Genomic DNA, 15,868 nt, shown 5'->3' on the forward strand with positions numbered 1-15,868 from the left:
CATGGGAATCGACCAAATCGCGCCTGTGGACATGACCGAAGCCGAGGCGGCCAACGAACTGATGCGGCTGGCGAAACAGATCGCCCATCACGACCGGCTCTATCATGCCAAGGACACGCCCGAGATCAGCGATCCGGAATACGACGCGCTGGTGCGGCGCAACGCCGCGATCGAGGCTGCTTTCCCGCATCTCGTTCGCGAGGATTCCCCGTCGCGCAAGGTGGGTCATGCCATCGCCTCGTCTCCCTTGTCGAAGGTGCAGCACGAAGTGCGCATGATGAGCCTCGACAATGCGTTTTCCGCAGACGAGGTGGAGGAGTGGGCCGCGCGCGTCAGGCGCTTCCTCTCGCTAAGCGAAAGCGATCCCGTCGCCTTCACGGCGGAAGACAAGATCGACGGCCTGTCCTGCTCGCTGCGCTACGAGAACGGGCAGCTCGTCCGTGCGGCCACGCGCGGTGACGGGCAGGTGGGCGAGGACGTTACGGCGAACGTGCAGCATATCCCCGACATCCCGAAAATGCTGCGCAGCAAAGCGCCCGAGGTTTTCGAGGTGCGCGGCGAAGTCTACATGGAAAAACAGGCCTTTGCTGCACTCAATGCGGCGCAGCAGGAGGCAGGAGGAAAGCTCTTCGCGAACCCGCGAAATGCTGCGGCGGGATCGCTGCGACAGAAGGATGCGAAGGTCACCGCGCAGCGCCCCTTGCGCTTCTGGGCGCATGGCTGGGGTGCAGCATCGCAGGTGCCTGGCGACACGCAGTCAGATGTGGTGGAGATGCTGCGCGAATGGGGCTTCCCGATCTCGCCGCTGTTTGCGCGGGTCGATAGCGTGGAAGCCTTGCTTTCGCATTATGCCGCCATCGGCAAGACGCGGCCGGACCTTCCGTATGAGATCGACGGGGTCGTCTACAAGGTCGACCGGCTGGATTACCAGCAACGGCTCGGCTTCGTCGCCAAGGCGCCGCGCTGGGCGCTGGCGCACAAGTTCCCGGCAGAGCGTGCGGAGACTACGCTCGAAGCGATCGACATCCAGGTCGGACGCACCGGCAAGCTTACCCCCGTGGGCCGCCTAGCGCCCGTGCTCGTCGGCGGTGTCACCGTAACCAATGTCACACTGCACAACCGCGACGAAATCGCGCGCCTCGGGGTGCGTCCGGGCGACCGGATCGTCATCCAGCGCGCCGGCGATGTCATTCCGCAGGTGGTCGAAAACCTCACCCGCGAGGTGGAACGCGAACCGTTTATCTTCCCCGACCATTGCCCTGAATGCGAAAGCGAAGCGGTGGCGGAAGAAGGCGAGGTCGACGTTCGCTGCACCGGTGGGCTTATCTGCCCGGCCCAGCGTACCGAGCGGCTGAAGCACTTCGTCAGCCGCGCCGCGCTCGATATCGACGGGCTGGGCGAAAAGACCATCGACCAGTTCTTCGCGCTCGGCTGGCTGGAAAGCCCGGCGGACATCTTCCGCCTGCGCGAACGGCGGGAGGATATCCTCGCGCTTGAAGGCTGGCAGGAAAAGTCGGTCGACAACCTCCTCGCCAGCATCGAGGCGCGGCGGCAGCCCGATGCCGCGCGCCTGCTGTTCGGCCTCGGCATCCGCCACGTGGGCGCAGTGACGGCCCGCGACCTGATGAAGAATTTCCACGAATTGCCCGCGCTGCGCGAAGCGGCGGAAAAGGCGAGGGGGGGAGACGAGGACGCATCCGCCGCGCTGGTGTCGATCGACGGCATCGGTTCGGCCGTCGTCGAAGCGCTTGGAGATTTCTTCCATGAGGAGCACAATCGCGAGGTGTGGGACGACCTGCTCTCGCAGGTTTCACCGCCGTCCTATGTAGTCGAGACGAAGGACAGCGCCGTGGCAGGCAAGACGGTGGTCTTTACCGGCAAGCTCGAAACCATGAGCCGTGACGAAGCCAAGGCGCAGGCCGAACGGCTGGGCGCCAAGGCAAGCGGTTCGGTCAGCGCCAAGACTGACCTGCTGGTCGCCGGTCCGGGCGCGGGCAGCAAGCTCAAGAAGGCAGCGGAACTGGGCATCGAGGTCATCGACGAGGCCGGCTGGGCCGAAATCGTGAAGGCGGCCGGGTAGCGATGCGCGCGGCCCTGCTCCTGCTGGCGGTTCTTGCTGCAGGCTGCGACGGGCCGGGTGTCGTCAAACGCGCCGAGGAGCCGCATTTCCAGCGCTTGTCCGCCGACATGGTCCAGCACGGGCAGCGCGTCGCCGACATCGTCGGCTGTACCGGGTGCCATGACCCGAACCTGCAGGGTCGCGACTGGAGCGACGAGCTCGGCACGCTGTGGACCGCGAACCTCACGCGCAGCGTCGAGAAACATTCCGACGAGGAATTGCTGGCGATGGTCCTCACCGGACGGCGCGCGGACCGCGAACTTCATGGCATGCCTTCGCATGTCTTCACCAAGATGCACGCGGACGACCTCGCCGCGATCCTTGCTTTCCTGCGCAGCAAGCCGCCTGCGGGCGATGTGCATCCCGAACCGACCTTCGGGCCGGAACTTCTTGCGATGCTGGAGGAAGGCACGCTCAAGTCTTCGGCCGCGGAAGTTGCCGAGATGGGGATCGAGCATTCGCCCGACCTTGGCGAAGAGCACGCGCTGGGTCGCTACATAGTCCGAGCCACGTGTGCAGAGTGCCACGGCATCGACCTTCGCGGAGGGACCTCGCCGTTTCCCGGCGATGTACCGCGACCGGATTTGCGGATCGCGGCGTCCTATGACCGCGCCGATTTCGAGAGGCTGATGCGGACGGGAAAGGCGGCGGGAGACCGCGAGATCGGCTTGATGAGCACGGTCGCGCGTGGCCGTTTCTCTCAATTCACCGACGAGGAGTTGGCAGCCGTCCATGACTATCTTGTCGCGCTGTCGAAAACGGGCGAGTAGGCCGCCAATTCGCCTGAAATTCCACCCGATTCCCGCCTGAAAGTCCTGTGACCCGTACCCTTGTGACAATTACGCTGCTGCTGGTCAGCACCTTCGCCTTGCTGGGAACCTGCGTGTACCAGCCGGGCGAAAGCGCCTCGCAATTCGGCGACCGTATCAGGCTGCCGCAGGCGAACCGCTTCAAGGCCCCGCCGCCGCTGGATGACCAGCAAAAGGCGCTGCAGGACCGGCTGGCCGCCATCGGCAAGGCTTTCCCGGGCGAGGTCGGGATTGCCGTGGTCGAGGTAAGCAGCGGCGCACGGATGCACTTCGAAGGTCGCAAGCCGTTTCCGCAGCAGAGCGTCAGCAAGCTGTGGGTCGCCATGACCGCGCTCGACCTCGTCGACCAGGGGGCGCTCGACCTTGCCGAGCCGGTCAGTATCGAGCGCCGTGACCTTACCCTATTCCACCAGCCGATCCGCGAAATCGTGCGTACGCGCGGGCGCTACGACACCGACTATTTCGACCTGTTCGAACGGGCGCTGACTGAAAGCGACAACACCGCGAACGACCGCCTGCTGCGCCGTGTCGGCGGCCCGACCGCGGTCGACGGTTTCCTGCGGCGCGAGGGGATTACCGGTGTCCAGTTCGGGCCGGACGAGCGGACCAAGCAAAGCGCGATCGCGGGACTCGAGTGGAACCCCTCGTTCTCGATGGGACGCGGCTTTTACGATGCGCGCGACAGTCTGTCGCCCGAACGGCGCAGGCAGGCGTTCGAGAGATATCTCGCCGACCCGGTCGACGGTGCCAGCGCCATCGGCATCGCGCAGGCGCTTGCGCGTCTAGCCAAGGGCGACATTCTCTCGCCCGCTTCGACCAGCTTCATTCTCGGCACGCTGGAAAGAACGAAGAGCGGCCCCAACCGGCTGAAAGGCGGCACGCCTGCAGGATGGGTCATGGCGCACAAGACGGGCACCGGGCAGGTCTTCGACGGCGAGCAGTCGGGCTATAACGATGTGGGCGTGCTCAGGGCGCCGGACGGCTCGCAATATGCGATCGCCGTGATGATCGGGCGCACGCGCAGTTCGTTCTCGAGCCGGTTCGAGATGATGCAGGCCGTGACCCGCGCCGTGGCGGACCACCACTTGTCACGCAACTAGCGTCCGGCGGGGACGGGCACCCATTTCATGACGCCGCCAGCAAGCGGGGTCCAGTGGCCGATCTTCACCCCGGCCTTGGCCAGCGTATCGCCGACCCACTGGTTGCAGGTGTTGGCCAGCGTATAGCGACCGCGCGCGTCGTAATTGCGCGCGCCTTTCTCGAAGCTGTCGTAGCTGAAGCGTTCTTCGTTATGCGGCAGGTCGGGCAGGGCCTTCTCGACCTCGGCGACAAGCCGCCGGTATTCCTCCGGGCGAAGCACCAGCGGACGGTGGTATTCGGACGGCTGCGGCCAGGCGTAATGGCCGACGCGCATCAGCCCGTCGCCGCCGGAAAAGGCGATGCGCAGCGCAGTGCTGGCCTTGAGGTCGCCCCAGGTGGGCGTGTTGAGGAAGACTTCCCTCTCGCCCCAGCCGATGGCGATATGCGTGGGCATGCGTCCGTCGTCGCGCGGCTGTCCGGCGGACGGGAAGGTCTCGCGCCAGTCCTTCACCTCGCTCACCACGGGCATGACGATGCCGGTGTGGATGCCGTTCGTCTCGATCATCACGACGACGCCTTCGTCGGCTTCTGTCCAGTCGGGGTTGCGCGGGATGGAGCTGCCGATCCACGCGGCGAGCATGAACAGGAGGATGATCGCTACCGGCAAGGCCAGCACGGCTCCGCCGAGCTTCAGGACCCGGCGCCTAGTCACCGGATGCGGCTCCGGCGCAGCCACAGGATCGACCAGTCGCCATTGGTCACGCGCCGCGCGAGGCGGAAGCCCTGCGCACGGTAGGCGCGGCGCACCTCGCGTTCCTGTGTCTGCAGCAGCCCTGCAAGCAGCAGGCTGCCGCCCGGCGCAACGGCGGGCGCGAAATCCGGTGCGAGTTCGACCAGCGGCCCGGCAAGGATATTGGCGATCAGCAGGTCATAGGGCGCGCGGGCGTGCAGCAAGGCATCGTCCATGCCCGGCGCGATGATCATGGTGAGGGCGCCCGGGCCGTCGCCCATCGTCACGCCGTTCATGCGCGCATTGTCCTCGACCACGCCCGCGCAGACGGCATCGATGTCGGAAGCGGTCGCCTTGGCGTGCGGCCACAGGTGCATGGCTGCAAAAGCGAGCAGGCCGGTGCCCGTGCCGATGTCGGCATGGTTGCGCACCGTCAGCCCCTCGCGCTTCATCAGGTCGAGCATGGCGAGGCAGGCGGCAGTGGTCTCGTGCTGGCCGGTGCCGAACGCCTGGCTGGCGGGAATGGCGAAATCGACCATTGCGGGGTCGGCCGGGAAATCGGGCGTGCGCACGTGGAAGCGTCCGGCACGGATCGGCTCCACGCCCTGCTGGCTGAGCGTAACCCAGTCCTGTTCGGGCAGCTTTTCCGCACCGAGTTCGGGGGCACCGCCCTCGAACAGCGCGGCAACCGCCTTCCGGTCGGCGGCGGTCGGCTTTCGTTCGAGCCAGACTTCAAGGATCCAGTCGTCGGGCTTGTCTTCGGCGATCTCGCGGCCCGATACGACGAGTTCGGGAGGGAAATCCCAGGCCTCGTCATGCGCGAGGAGGGCAGCCTGCACCACGCGCTTGGGCGCCTCTGTGTACATTCTCCAGGCGGTCATTTTGCCGCTTCTTCCGCCAGCCGCTTGTCGAGGCGTTCGCCGATCCGCTCAGGATACCAGGCGCAGCCGTCGGCGAGCAGGAGGCCGCTTTCGCCCTTCATCCGCGCCAGCATGTCGCTTGCGCTGGGGTGAGGCGTCATCAGCATATCGCATTGCGCCTTCGCCAATCGGTCGAGCCCGGCGCGGAAATCGGCGAGGTACTCGGGATGGTCGGAAAAGCGGTAATCGTCCGCACTGATCGGCGAGAGGCTGTCGGCATAAACCAGCCAGCGGCAGTCGCTGCCTTCGCATTCGCGCCACTGCCAACTGAGTGCGCCGGGCGTATGGCCTGGAGTGACGATCGGCTTCAGCTTTTTCGGCCCGACCGGATCGCTCTTGCCGCCTTCGAGGAGGAAGACGAGCGTGCTGAGAGGTCGGAACGCGGGATGGTCCGATGCTGCCTGCGGATCTTCTGCTGAGGGAAGGCCCGAGTGCAGCGTCTTCGTGGCGGCCGGAGAGGAATAGACCGTGGCCCCGGTGGCGTACTGGACGCTGGCAATCCCGCCGACATGGTCGAAATGCTCGTGGCTCAGCGTGATCGTGTCCACGTCCTTCGGATCGAACCCCAGCTTCGCGATGTTCGCGAGGACGACTTTCGCACCTTCCTCGGTCCCGGTGTCGATCAGCGAGTGACCGTCCTCATGCGTGACGAGGATCGCGGAAATCCCGCACGTGCCGACGTAATAGGTGTCGCCGTATATGCGGAAGGGTGGGGCGGGCTTGTCCCAATCGTCCCAGTCTTCGCAGGCGTCGAGAAAGGCTTGCTGGTCGGCGGGGACGGCGCGCGGGGAAGGCGCGTCCGCGATGGTCGGAGCAGCCGCGCAGGCGGCGATGGCCAGCAGCGCCGGTGCGATCAGAAACCTAGCGGACATAGCTCGCTCCGTTTGCGTCGAGCGTCGCGCCCGTCATGCTGGGCGGCGCGTCGAGCGCGCAGAATTCGACGATCCGGGCGATTTCTTCAGGCTCGGCCACACGGCCCAGCGGGATGTCGGCGAGCAGGCCCGCGCCGCCCCTGCTGGCAAGATAGTCGCCCGCCATCGCCGTGTCGGTGAAGCCGGGCGTGATGGCAAAGCTGAGGATGCCGTTTGCCGCATATTGGCGCGCAATGGTCTTGTGCATCGCCAGCATCCCGCCCTTGCTTGCCGCATAGTGCCAGTGGGCAGGCGAATCGCCGCGATGGCCAGCGCGGCTGGCGACATGGACGATACGCCCCGAACACCCGCGTTCGAGCCAGTGCTTTACCGCGAACCGGCTGAGCTGTGCGGAAGCGGTCAGGTTGATCCGCATGGTGTCCTCCCACCCGTCGAGCCATTCGATGTCCGAGGCTTCGATGGGGTTGGGGGCGAACAGGCCGGCATTGTTGACCAGCACGTCGATTTCCCCGCCTGCCTGGTCGAGCGCGGCCTGCCACAGTTCCTGGGGTGCGCCGGGGTCGCGGAAGTCCGCGGCAAGGGTTCCGAAGCCGCCTGTCGAAGTGGCTTGGCCGATCACCTTGGCCCCGCGCGCTTCGAGTGCTTCGCGCGAGGCGGCGCCGATCCCGCGGGACGCGCCGGTAAGGAGGATGCATGTCATGCATCACGCTATTCGAAAATTTGCGCCTTTTGTCGAGGCCGGATGCCTTGCACTGCCCCGGCAGTTCGCTAAGGAGACGGCACAAATCCACCGCTACGGAATTTATCAGGCATGGCAAACCGCCCGCTCTCACCGCACCTGCAGATCTGGAAATGGGGCCCGCACATGGCGGTATCCATCCTGCACCGCATCACCGGCGACGGCATGGCGCTGGTCGGTCTTGGCGTTCTCCTGTGGTGGCTGGGCGCGATGGCCGGGGGCGAGGAAAGCTATGCGACCTTCGCCGAAGTCATGGGTTCGCCGCTGGGCATGGTGGTGCTGGTCGGCCTGTCCTGGGCCTTCTTCACCCACATGATGAGCGGGCTGAGGCATTTCGTGCTCGATATCGGTGCGGGTTACGAACTCGACACCAACAAGTTCTGGTCGGTGGCAGCGCCGATCATCGCCATTCTCCTCACCGCCCTGTTCTGGGCCGTGATCCTTCTCAAGTGAGCTTTATCCATGGGTAACGGAACCTCCATCGGACGCGTCCGCGGGCTCGGCTCGGCGCATGAAGGCGCGCATCACTGGCTGGTGCAGCGCTTCACTGCGATCGGCAATCTCGTGCTGATGCTCTTCCTCGTCGGCAGCCTCGCGATGCTGCCCGCCTACGATTACGCCACCATGACGGGCTGGGCGTCGCAGACGCTGCCTGCGACGGCGCTGGCGCTGCTGATCGTCAGCGTGTTCTGGCATGCGCGCCTCGGCCTGCAGGTGCTGATCGAGGATTACGTCCATGACGCCGGTACCAAGTTCGGCGTTCTCACCCTTCTCAACCTTGCAACCATCGGCGGCGCGGCCTTCGGCATCGTATCGATCGCCCGCCTTGCCCTTGGAGGAGCCGCCTGATGGCCCGCACCCAGACTTTTGAAATCGGCGGTCGCAGCTACCCCATCGTCGACCACACCTATGACACCGTCGTCGTCGGCGCCGGCGGCTCGGGCCTGCGCGCCACCATGGGCAGCGCCGAAGCCGGCCTGCGCACGGCCTGCATCACCAAGGTCTTCCCGACCCGTTCGCACACCGTCGCCGCGCAGGGCGGTATCGCCGCCAGCCTCGGCAACAACACGCCCGACCATTGGTCGTGGCACATGTACGATACGGTCAAGGGTTCCGACTGGCTCGGCGACCAGGATGCGATCGAATACATGGTCCGCGAAGCCCCGCAGGCGGTCTACGAGCTGGAGCATGCCGGCGTGCCCTTCAGCCGCAATGCCGACGGCACGATCTACCAGCGCCCCTTCGGCGGCCACATGCAGAACATGGGCGAAGGCCCGCCGGTGCAGCGCACCTGCGCAGCTGCCGACCGTACCGGCCACGCCATGCTGCACGCGCTCTACCAGCAGAGCCTGAAGTACGACGCGGACTTCTTTATCGAATATTTCGCGCTCGACCTGATCATGGAAGACGGCCCGCACGGCAAGGTTTGCCGCGGCGTCATCGCCATGTGTCTCGACGACGGTACGATCCACCGCTTCCGCAGCCATGCCGTCGTGCTGGCGACCGGCGGCTATGGCCGCTGCTATTACACCGCCACCTCGGCCCATACCTGCACCGGTGACGGTGGCGGCATGGTGCTGCGCGCGGGCCTGCCGCTGCAGGACATGGAATTCGTCCAGTTCCACCCGACCGGCATTTACGGCGCGGGCGTGCTCATCACTGAAGGTGCGCGCGGCGAGGGCGGCTACCTCACCAACTCCGAGGGCGAGCGGTTCATGGAACGCTATGCCCCTAGCGCCAAGGACCTTGCATCGCGCGACGTCGTGTCGCGTTCGATGGCGCTGGAAATGCGCGAAGGGCGCGGCGTGGGGCCGGATGGCGACCACATCTACCTGCACCTCGACCACATCGATCCCAAGGTGCTGGGCGAGCGCCTGCCGGGCATCACCGAAAGCGGCAAGATCTTTGCCGGTGTCGACCTGACCAAGCAGCCGCTGCCGGTTACGCCGACGGTCCATTACAACATGGGCGGCATCCCCTGTAACTATCACGGCGAAGTGATGGCGGGCGATCCGAACGATCCGGAAAAGATCGTCCCCGGCCTGTTCGCCGTTGGCGAAGCAGCCTGCGTGTCGGTCCATGGCGCGAACCGCCTCGGCTCGAACTCGCTGATCGACCTTGTGGTCTTCGGCCGCGCGACGGGCCATCGCCTCAAGGAAATCGTCAAGCCCGGCCAGAGCCACGACGAGCTTCCGGCCGACAGCGCCGACCTGTCGCTGACCCGTCTCGACCACTTCCGCTATGCCGATGGCGGCACGCCGACGGCGGCTTTGCGCGCCGAAATGCAGAAGGGCATGCAGAAGCACGCCGCGGTGTTCCGCGACAGCAAGCTGCTGGCCGAAGGCGTCGAACTGCTCAAGGACGTCAACAAGCGCATGGCGGACGTGAAGGTCCACGACCGTTCGCTGATCTGGAACAGCGACCTCATCGAGACGCTGGAACTCGACAATCTCATGGCGCAGGCCAATGTCACCATCGCTTCGGCCGAGAACCGCAAGGAAAGTCGCGGCGCCCACGCGCACGAAGACTTCCCCGAGCGCGACGATGCCAACTGGATGAAGCACACGATCGCGTGGTTCGACGGTTGGGGCGGAAACGGCGGCGACGTGAAGATCGGCTACCGTCCGGTGCACGAATACACGCTCACCGACGATGTCGAGTACATCAAGCCGAAGAAGCGCGTTTACTGAGGCCCGGACCGGGAAAAGGCTTGCGCATGGGTTCGACGAATAAACGGGCAGCCCTGCGCAAGCGACTATCGAGCTACTGGAAGCTCGAACTGGGCAATGCGCTGCTGATCCCTGCTGCCGTATTCTATCTCGCATCGGGAGAGGGAAATGGCATCGGTTGGCTCACGCTTTTCAGTTTCCTGCCGATGTGCGGATTACTGTTGCTTGGGAGCGCGTATTGGCGCGCGAAACTGGCAGGGGTGGAAGGCGATCGATCCAAGCTGAGCACGGTGCTCGGGGCTGCGGACCGGCTGGATCGCTTGCTGTTCCTGCTGGCATTTGCAAGCCTCACGGCAGCGATTGCTTCCTGGGTATTGCCATCGCTGTCGGTATCGCTGGCTGACCGCATTGCGGCAACGGTGTGCAGCGTCCTCGCGATGCTCGAGTACGTGAACTACTACCATCGCCAGTTGCAGCACTTCGATCATGGCGAGGATTTTCGCCGGCTGCTTGGCGGCAAGGGATTTCGCCGGTCGCAGATGTCTGTGGACCTCCAGCAGTACCGCGCCGGGCGCATAAGGTGATGAACGCTGGAATCCGGTTGCTTGTGGGACTTGCTGGAGGCCTCGCCCTGGCATCATGCGCTGCTGTCGGGACACCTCCATCGCGAATTGCTGCCGAGCCCTTCTATGCCAAGCACGTATCGGCAAGCGGACTTCCAATCCTGTCTTCCGCGCGCGTGTCCGATAAGGCATTGCTCGCCGCGCGGGACATGGCGCGTGACATGCTTTCGTACCGTCCCGAGCTGGCCGAATGGCTCGCGGCAAATGACTACCGAGTGGCGATCATCGCGCAGGACGAAGCGTTGCTTGACCTGCCCGACAAGGCGCACTGGACCAAGCCTGCGCGCGACGATCCGCGGCTGACCCGCTGCGAACTCAAGCATTACGACACGCGCATCGGTGCGAAGAGCGACCGGCAATACTGGGACGAGCGCGCGCGCGGAATCGGCGGCGATCGCACCGTCGGTTCGGAGGAGGACGTGCTGGGCCTGCCGACCTCGCGCTATTACGGTGAGACGATCTTCGTCCACGAGATGGCGCACAACGTCCTGTTCGCGATCGAGGCGGTCGATCCGGCGCTCTATCGCGAGATCGAAGCGGCGTATGCCAATGCGCTGGCGAAGGGCCTCTGGCTCAACGAATACGCCACCACCACCATCCAGGAATACTGGGCGGAAGGGACGCAGGTCTGGTTCAATTCGAACCGGCTGGTCGTTGTCGACGGGCGCCGCATCCTGAACCACCCCGATCTCGAGGCCTACGACCCGCGGCTCTATGCCGCCCTCGCGCGCGCCTATGGCCCAAGGCACCGTCTCAAGTCCGATCCCTTCGCGATGAGCGCGGCCCGCGTTCCGCCGGGGCCGATCCCGGAGAACACGGCAGAGGTCTGCTAGTCGCTGGCGGCGGGTTCCAGCCGGCGCGCCTCGATGATTTTCACCGGCTGGGCCAGCATCTGGCCCTTCATCCAGCCTTCGCCCTTGTCGGGATCGGTCGGCATGGCATGGATGGCCTGCACCACCTCCATGCCATTCGTGACGTAGCCGAACACGGCATAGCCGTTCTGCCAGACAGGGTCTTCGGACTTGGGATCGGCATCCATGCCGGTCGAATCCTGCAGGAAGATCGAGAAATCGCCATTGGCCGTGCCGGGTTCGCCCATCGCCATCGACAGCGCGCCCTTGGTGTGGCTGAGGCCGGTCACGGTCGTCGGTTCGTGCGGGATGCCGGGCAGTACGCGGTCCGGATCCCATTGCGTGCCGCCCTGGATCAGCCCGTTGGGCTGGTCCCCCCAGTCGAGTTTCATCGCGCGGTAGAACACCGTGCCGTCGAACCGGTCCTCGTCGACATATCGCAGAAAATTGCCGGCAGTGATGGGCGCGCGCTCGGTTTCGAGTGCCACGGTGATGTCGCCTGCAGTGGTTTCGAGGACCACCATGGTGCGTGCCGGCTCCGCAGGCGAGGGCGCTGCTTCCTCCTGCGCTGCAAGGGGCGATGCAAGAAGGGCGAGAGCGGCGGCCAGAAGTCTCTTCATGACGGGCAGACTATCCCAAGATCGCGCGGTTTCAACCTTCGTCGTCCGCCGTGTCGTTGGTCGAGGAAACGGGGCCTCACGGGGAATTGGCATTGCTCGCCGGACGCCCATCGTCTGCCTTGCAATCGGGTAGGGTTCGCATTTTCTGTTTACAAGCGTAGTCTTGACAACTACACACGTAAACGAATTCGGCGAAACCGAAGGGGAGATACAAGCGATGGCCAAGCGTAAACAGGCACCGGGCGAGCGGATCAGCGAAGCTGAGCACGCGGTCATGGAGGCCCTGTGGACCGAAAACCCGCTTTCGGCCGCCGATGTTTGCGACCGCGTCTGCGCGGCGAATGACTGGTCGATCCCGACGGTGAAGACCCTGCTCGGCCGCCTGGTATCGAAAGGGGCCGTGGGCACGGAACCCGAAGGCCGCCGCTTCCTCTATCATCCGCTGATCGAACGCTCCGACTATGTCGGCGGCGAATCGCGCCGTCTCGTCAATCGCCTGTTCGGCGGCCGCGCCGCGCCGCTCTTCGCCCACCTTGCAGAAAACGAAGCGCTCACCGACGCCGATCTGGAAGAGATCGAGGCGCTCCTCAAGGAGATGCGCAAATGACCGAGCTCCTGCGCGAATACTGGGACTGGTTCCTCTTCGACACGCTGGTCTGGACCGGCGCGCTGATCGCACTGGTCATGCTGCTGCGTCGCCCCGTGGCACGCTATTTCGGCTCGGGCGCTGCCTATGCGCTCTGGTTCGTCCCGCTCGCACGGCTGGTCCTGCCGCCGTTCACCCTGCCAGCCTGGATGGGGCCGACGCGCGAGAGCGTGCCCGTCAGCTTCGAAACCGCCCCGATGGTCCTGCCCGAACGCGCGGGCTCCGCCTCCACCTATTTCGCCGACATGGCCGCAACGCAGCCTGCGCCGTCGACATTTCCCGATCCCACCGATCTCGTCATGCCGCTCGTCGCGATCTGGTTGCTGGGTGCCGTAATCATGCTGGTGCGCCGCTTCTGGCTCTATTTCGAGCTGCGCCGCGACCTGCTGGAGGATGCGCGGCCCGTGGGCGAAGAAGGCAGCGTTCGCCTAATCGAAACGCCCGCGATTTCCGGCCCGATGGCGTTCGGCGTGATCGACCGCGTCATCGCGCTGCCGGAAGGCTTCATGGCGAGCCGCGACCGCATGTCGCGCGACCTCGCTATTGCCCACGAACTCGCACACCATCGCGGCGGCGACCTGATCGTCAACATGGCGGTCCAGCCGCTGTTCGCAATCCACTGGTTCAACCCGCTCGGCTGGCTGGGCTGGAACGCGCTGCGCCGCGACCAGGAAGCCGCCTGCGATGCCCGCGTCGTGGCCGCCCGCCCGCGCGAGGAGCGCGCCACTTACGCCGGCATCATCGCCGATTTCGCTCGCCATCCGCAGGGAACGCCGCGTCCGGCGCTCGCCGCGCCGATGGCCTGTCCGGTTCTGGGGGACAAGTCGATCATCCATCGCTTGAGGAGTTTGAACATGTCCGACATTTCGCCGCGCCGCCGCCTTGCGGGACGCGCCACCCTTGCCAGCGCGTTTCTCGCGGTGCCGCTGACCGCTTCGGTCTGCTTTGCAGAAGCCGCTGCCGCGCCGACGCCGCCGGCTGCACCCGAAGCGCCGCTGACCTGGGTCATGCCGGTCCCGGCTGCCCCGCTGGCGCCGCCGCCCCCCGACGCGCCGCCCGCTCCCGAAGTGGACGGGGATGTCGATGTCGACATCGATATCCAGCAGGACGGTGAAGTCCGCGTGGAGCGCCGCGTCATCGTCGACAAGGACGGGGAGCGCCGCGTCGTCCGTCGTTTTCGCCGCGACATGAGCGAGGAAGAGCGCGCCGAGCTGGAAGCGGACCTTGCGGAAATGGAAGCGGACCTTGCCGAAATGCGCGCCGATACCGCGATGAGCCATGCGAACATGCGCCGCGAAATCACGCTCGCCGTGGCTGAGGCCCATGCCGAAGCATACGAGGCCCGGGCAGAGGCAATGGCAGCGGCCGGCGAAGCCATCGCCATGTCCGACATCGCCCGTGCAAGCGCACCGCGTGTTGTGATGAAGTGCAAGGACAAGACGAACATCGTCGCTACCGAAGTGGACAGCAAGGGGCGCACCACCATGTTCGTCTGCGAGGCCAATGCCGACAAGATCGCGCTGACCGCGGTGAAGTCGGCCCGCAAGGCGATCGCCGCCGACCGCAATCTCAGCGACAGCGAGCGTGCCGAAGCCTTGCGCGCTATCGACAAGGAAATTGCCGAGCTGAAGCACAAATAGCGTTCGCCATCACCGACAACCGAGAAGGCCCGGCGTGAAAGCGTCGGGCTTTTTCGTATCCAGCGCCGGGTTCACAAGGCATTCAGTTCATCGCTCACAAAGCACGTTTCGTCGCAGACGTAAGGAGACGAAACGATGCGAGACAGATCGCCCACGGCAAAACTATTCATCGCGGGGCTGGTCGGCCTCGCGCTCCTGATACCCATGATCATGGTCTATGGCCTCGTGTCCGACCGGCAGGAACAGGCGCGGGTCGCGCAGGACGCGATCACTGCCGGCGCCGGCGGGGCGCAGACTATTTCCGGTCCCGTGCTGGCGATCCCGTTTCGCAGCGAACAGGAGGTCCAGACCGTAGTGGACGGCCAGACCGTAACCCGCCCGCGCACGGTGCGTTCGGAGATATTCCTCTTCCCGCAGACCCATGACCTCACCACGACGCTCGAACCCGAGTTGAAGCGCAAGGCCATCTACGAGACGGTCACCTACCTCGCGAAGATGGAAGGCAAGGCGCGCTTCGAACTGCCCGATGACCTCGCACGCTACGGCGTGAAGCGCGAGCAGCTCCTGATCGAAGAGGCGGAAGTCCGCTTCTCGACCTTCGATCCGCGCGGCCTGCGCTCTGCGGCAGATGTCCGTGCAGGCGGCAAGCACGTCGACCTGACGCCGGGCAAGGGCGGCGCACAGGGCGGTGGCGGTTTCCACGGGCCGGTCCAATGGAGCGGTACTTCGGCGCTGACCGTCGACTATGCCTATGTCCTTCGCGGTAGCCGCGCCCTCGCGCTGACGCCCCAGGGCGGGGAGACGCGCTGGACGGTGCGCTCCCCCTGGCAGCACCCTGGCTTCGGCGGTGGTTTCCTGCCCGACGAAAGCGAGATCGGACCCGATGGGTTCAGCGCCCTCTGGACGATCGGCAACCTTGCGCTGGGGCAGGGCATGATGAGCATGACCGACAATCCGTCGGCCCAGCCGCCTGTCCCGCAGGCCGAATATCGCGGAGCCGAAATGGCAGAAGCGGAGATCGGCCTTGCCACGATCAACCTCGTCGAACCGGCCGATATCTACGCGCAGGTCGACCGCAGCGTGAAATACGGCTTCCTGTTCATTGGCTTCACCTTCCTCGCCTTCCTGCTTTTCGACGTGGTCGGCGGCGCGCGGGTGGCTGCAGCGGAATATCTGCTGACAGGCGCTGGGCTAGTGCTGTTCTTCGTCCTGCTGCTGGCCTTTGCCGAGATTACCGGCTTTGCACTGGCCTATGTCATCGCCAGCGCGGCGATCATCGGGCTGCTCACCGCCTATAGCGCGGCAGTGCTCGGCGGATGGAAGCGGGCAGGCTTCATCGGCGGGCTGCTGACGCTGCTCTATGGCGGCCTCTACGTCCTCCTCAGCCTCGAGGAAGCGTCGCTGATCGTCGGCGCGCTGGCGATGTTCTTCGCGCTCGCATCGGTCATGTATGCGACCCGCAATCTCGACTGGTCGACGGCGGTGCGCCGCGAGGAGGGCGAGGGCACTTTCGCCCCCTGACCTTTCGCAAGGAAGAAGGGCGCGGGTCT

Annotated in this window: 16 protein-coding genes; 11 read left to right on the forward strand and 5 right to left on the reverse strand. The window is 65.4% G+C overall.

Annotated elements, in window-relative coordinates:
• The first annotated feature begins 1 nt into the window (after nucleotide 1).
• Genes ligA through LC083_RS12330 form a run of 3 tightly spaced genes read left to right on the forward strand, consistent with a single transcriptional unit; the run spans nucleotide 2 to nucleotide 4,028 of the window.
• Complete coding sequence (gene ligA / locus LC083_RS12320; RefSeq protein ID WP_226700631.1) at nucleotides 2–2,080, forward strand: NAD-dependent DNA ligase LigA; 2,079 nt, start codon at nucleotides 2–4, stop codon at nucleotides 2,078–2,080.
• Between the two features lie 2 nt (nucleotides 2,081–2,082).
• A complete protein-coding gene (locus LC083_RS12325; protein ID WP_226700632.1) occupies nucleotides 2,083–2,889 on the forward strand; it encodes a c-type cytochrome in 807 nt (268 codons plus the stop codon).
• 47 nt (nucleotides 2,890–2,936) lie between these two features.
• Nucleotides 2,937–4,028, forward strand: coding sequence for a serine hydrolase (locus tag LC083_RS12330; RefSeq protein ID WP_226700633.1), 1,092 nt, complete (start codon nucleotides 2,937–2,939; stop codon nucleotides 4,026–4,028).
• Here the strand turns inward: LC083_RS12330 and LC083_RS12335 are convergent.
• From LC083_RS12335 to LC083_RS12350, 4 genes are read right to left on the reverse strand one after another with little or no spacing between them, the layout of a single operon-like run.
• Nucleotides 4,025–4,720, reverse strand: a complete 696-nt coding sequence (locus tag LC083_RS12335; protein WP_226700634.1) for a DUF2459 domain-containing protein — start codon at nucleotides 4,718–4,720, stop codon at nucleotides 4,025–4,027. The two genes, LC083_RS12330 and LC083_RS12335, sit on opposite strands and share 4 nt — an antisense overlap.
• Nucleotides 4,717–5,619 (reverse strand): 50S ribosomal protein L11 methyltransferase, encoded by a 903-nt coding sequence (locus tag LC083_RS12340; RefSeq protein WP_226700635.1) that lies wholly within the window; start codon nucleotides 5,617–5,619, stop codon nucleotides 4,717–4,719. Before LC083_RS12340 ends, LC083_RS12335 begins: the two co-directional genes overlap by 4 nt.
• Nucleotides 5,616–6,530 (reverse strand): subclass B3 metallo-beta-lactamase, encoded by a 915-nt coding sequence (gene bla / locus LC083_RS12345; protein ID WP_226700636.1) that lies wholly within the window; start codon nucleotides 6,528–6,530, stop codon nucleotides 5,616–5,618. Before bla ends, LC083_RS12340 begins: the two co-directional genes overlap by 4 nt.
• Nucleotides 6,520–7,230: an SDR family NAD(P)-dependent oxidoreductase gene (locus LC083_RS12350; RefSeq protein WP_226700637.1), complete on the reverse strand. Its 711-nt coding sequence runs from the start codon at nucleotides 7,228–7,230 to the stop codon at nucleotides 6,520–6,522. The genes bla and LC083_RS12350 overlap by 11 nt, the downstream gene beginning before the upstream one ends.
• A 111-nt stretch (nucleotides 7,231–7,341) precedes the next feature.
• Here LC083_RS12350 and sdhC point away from each other — a divergent pair, with 111 nt between their 5' ends.
• From sdhC to LC083_RS12375, 5 genes are all read left to right on the forward strand, one after another.
• Nucleotides 7,342–7,722 (forward strand): succinate dehydrogenase, cytochrome b556 subunit, encoded by a 381-nt coding sequence (gene sdhC / locus LC083_RS12355; protein WP_226700638.1) that lies wholly within the window; start codon nucleotides 7,342–7,344, stop codon nucleotides 7,720–7,722.
• A gap of 9 nt (nucleotides 7,723–7,731) precedes the next feature.
• Complete coding sequence (gene sdhD, locus LC083_RS12360; RefSeq protein ID WP_160606926.1) at nucleotides 7,732–8,118, forward strand: succinate dehydrogenase, hydrophobic membrane anchor protein; 387 nt, start codon at nucleotides 7,732–7,734, stop codon at nucleotides 8,116–8,118.
• Nucleotides 8,118–9,959 (forward strand): succinate dehydrogenase flavoprotein subunit, encoded by a 1,842-nt coding sequence (gene sdhA / locus LC083_RS12365; protein ID WP_226700639.1) that lies wholly within the window; start codon nucleotides 8,118–8,120, stop codon nucleotides 9,957–9,959. Before sdhD ends, sdhA begins: the two co-directional genes overlap by 1 nt.
• A gap of 26 nt (nucleotides 9,960–9,985) precedes the next feature.
• Nucleotides 9,986–10,522, forward strand: a complete 537-nt coding sequence (locus tag LC083_RS12370; protein ID WP_226700640.1) for a hypothetical protein — start codon at nucleotides 9,986–9,988, stop codon at nucleotides 10,520–10,522.
• Between the two features lie 155 nt (nucleotides 10,523–10,677).
• Nucleotides 10,678–11,394, forward strand: a complete 717-nt coding sequence (locus LC083_RS12375) for a glycoside hydrolase (RefSeq protein WP_226700641.1) — start codon at nucleotides 10,678–10,680, stop codon at nucleotides 11,392–11,394.
• On the opposite strand, the gene LC083_RS12380 is transcribed toward LC083_RS12375, so the two are convergent.
• Complete coding sequence (locus LC083_RS12380) at nucleotides 11,391–12,032, reverse strand: peptidylprolyl isomerase (RefSeq protein WP_226700642.1); 642 nt, start codon at nucleotides 12,030–12,032, stop codon at nucleotides 11,391–11,393. The two genes, LC083_RS12375 and LC083_RS12380, sit on opposite strands and share 4 nt — an antisense overlap.
• Nucleotides 12,033–12,249: 217 nt before the next feature.
• On the opposite strand from LC083_RS12380, the gene LC083_RS12385 reads away from it, so the two are divergent.
• The 3 genes from LC083_RS12385 to creD all read left to right on the forward strand — a co-directional run bounded on the left by LC083_RS12385 (nucleotide 12,250) and on the right by creD (nucleotide 15,839).
• Complete coding sequence (locus LC083_RS12385; protein WP_226700643.1) at nucleotides 12,250–12,639, forward strand: BlaI/MecI/CopY family transcriptional regulator; 390 nt, start codon at nucleotides 12,250–12,252, stop codon at nucleotides 12,637–12,639.
• Entirely contained in the window at nucleotides 12,636–14,318 is a 1,683-nt protein-coding gene (locus LC083_RS12390) for a M56 family metallopeptidase (RefSeq protein WP_226700644.1), read from the forward strand. The genes LC083_RS12385 and LC083_RS12390 overlap by 4 nt, the downstream gene beginning before the upstream one ends.
• A gap of 135 nt (nucleotides 14,319–14,453) precedes the next feature.
• Nucleotides 14,454–15,839 (forward strand): cell envelope integrity protein CreD, encoded by a 1,386-nt coding sequence (gene creD / locus LC083_RS12395; RefSeq protein ID WP_226700645.1) that lies wholly within the window; start codon nucleotides 14,454–14,456, stop codon nucleotides 15,837–15,839.
• The last annotated feature ends 29 nt before the right edge of the window (nucleotides 15,840–15,868 follow it).

It is taken from the genome of Qipengyuania gaetbuli (assembly GCF_020524765.1).
Taxonomy (GTDB): domain Bacteria; phylum Pseudomonadota; class Alphaproteobacteria; order Sphingomonadales; family Sphingomonadaceae; genus Qipengyuania; species Qipengyuania gaetbuli_A.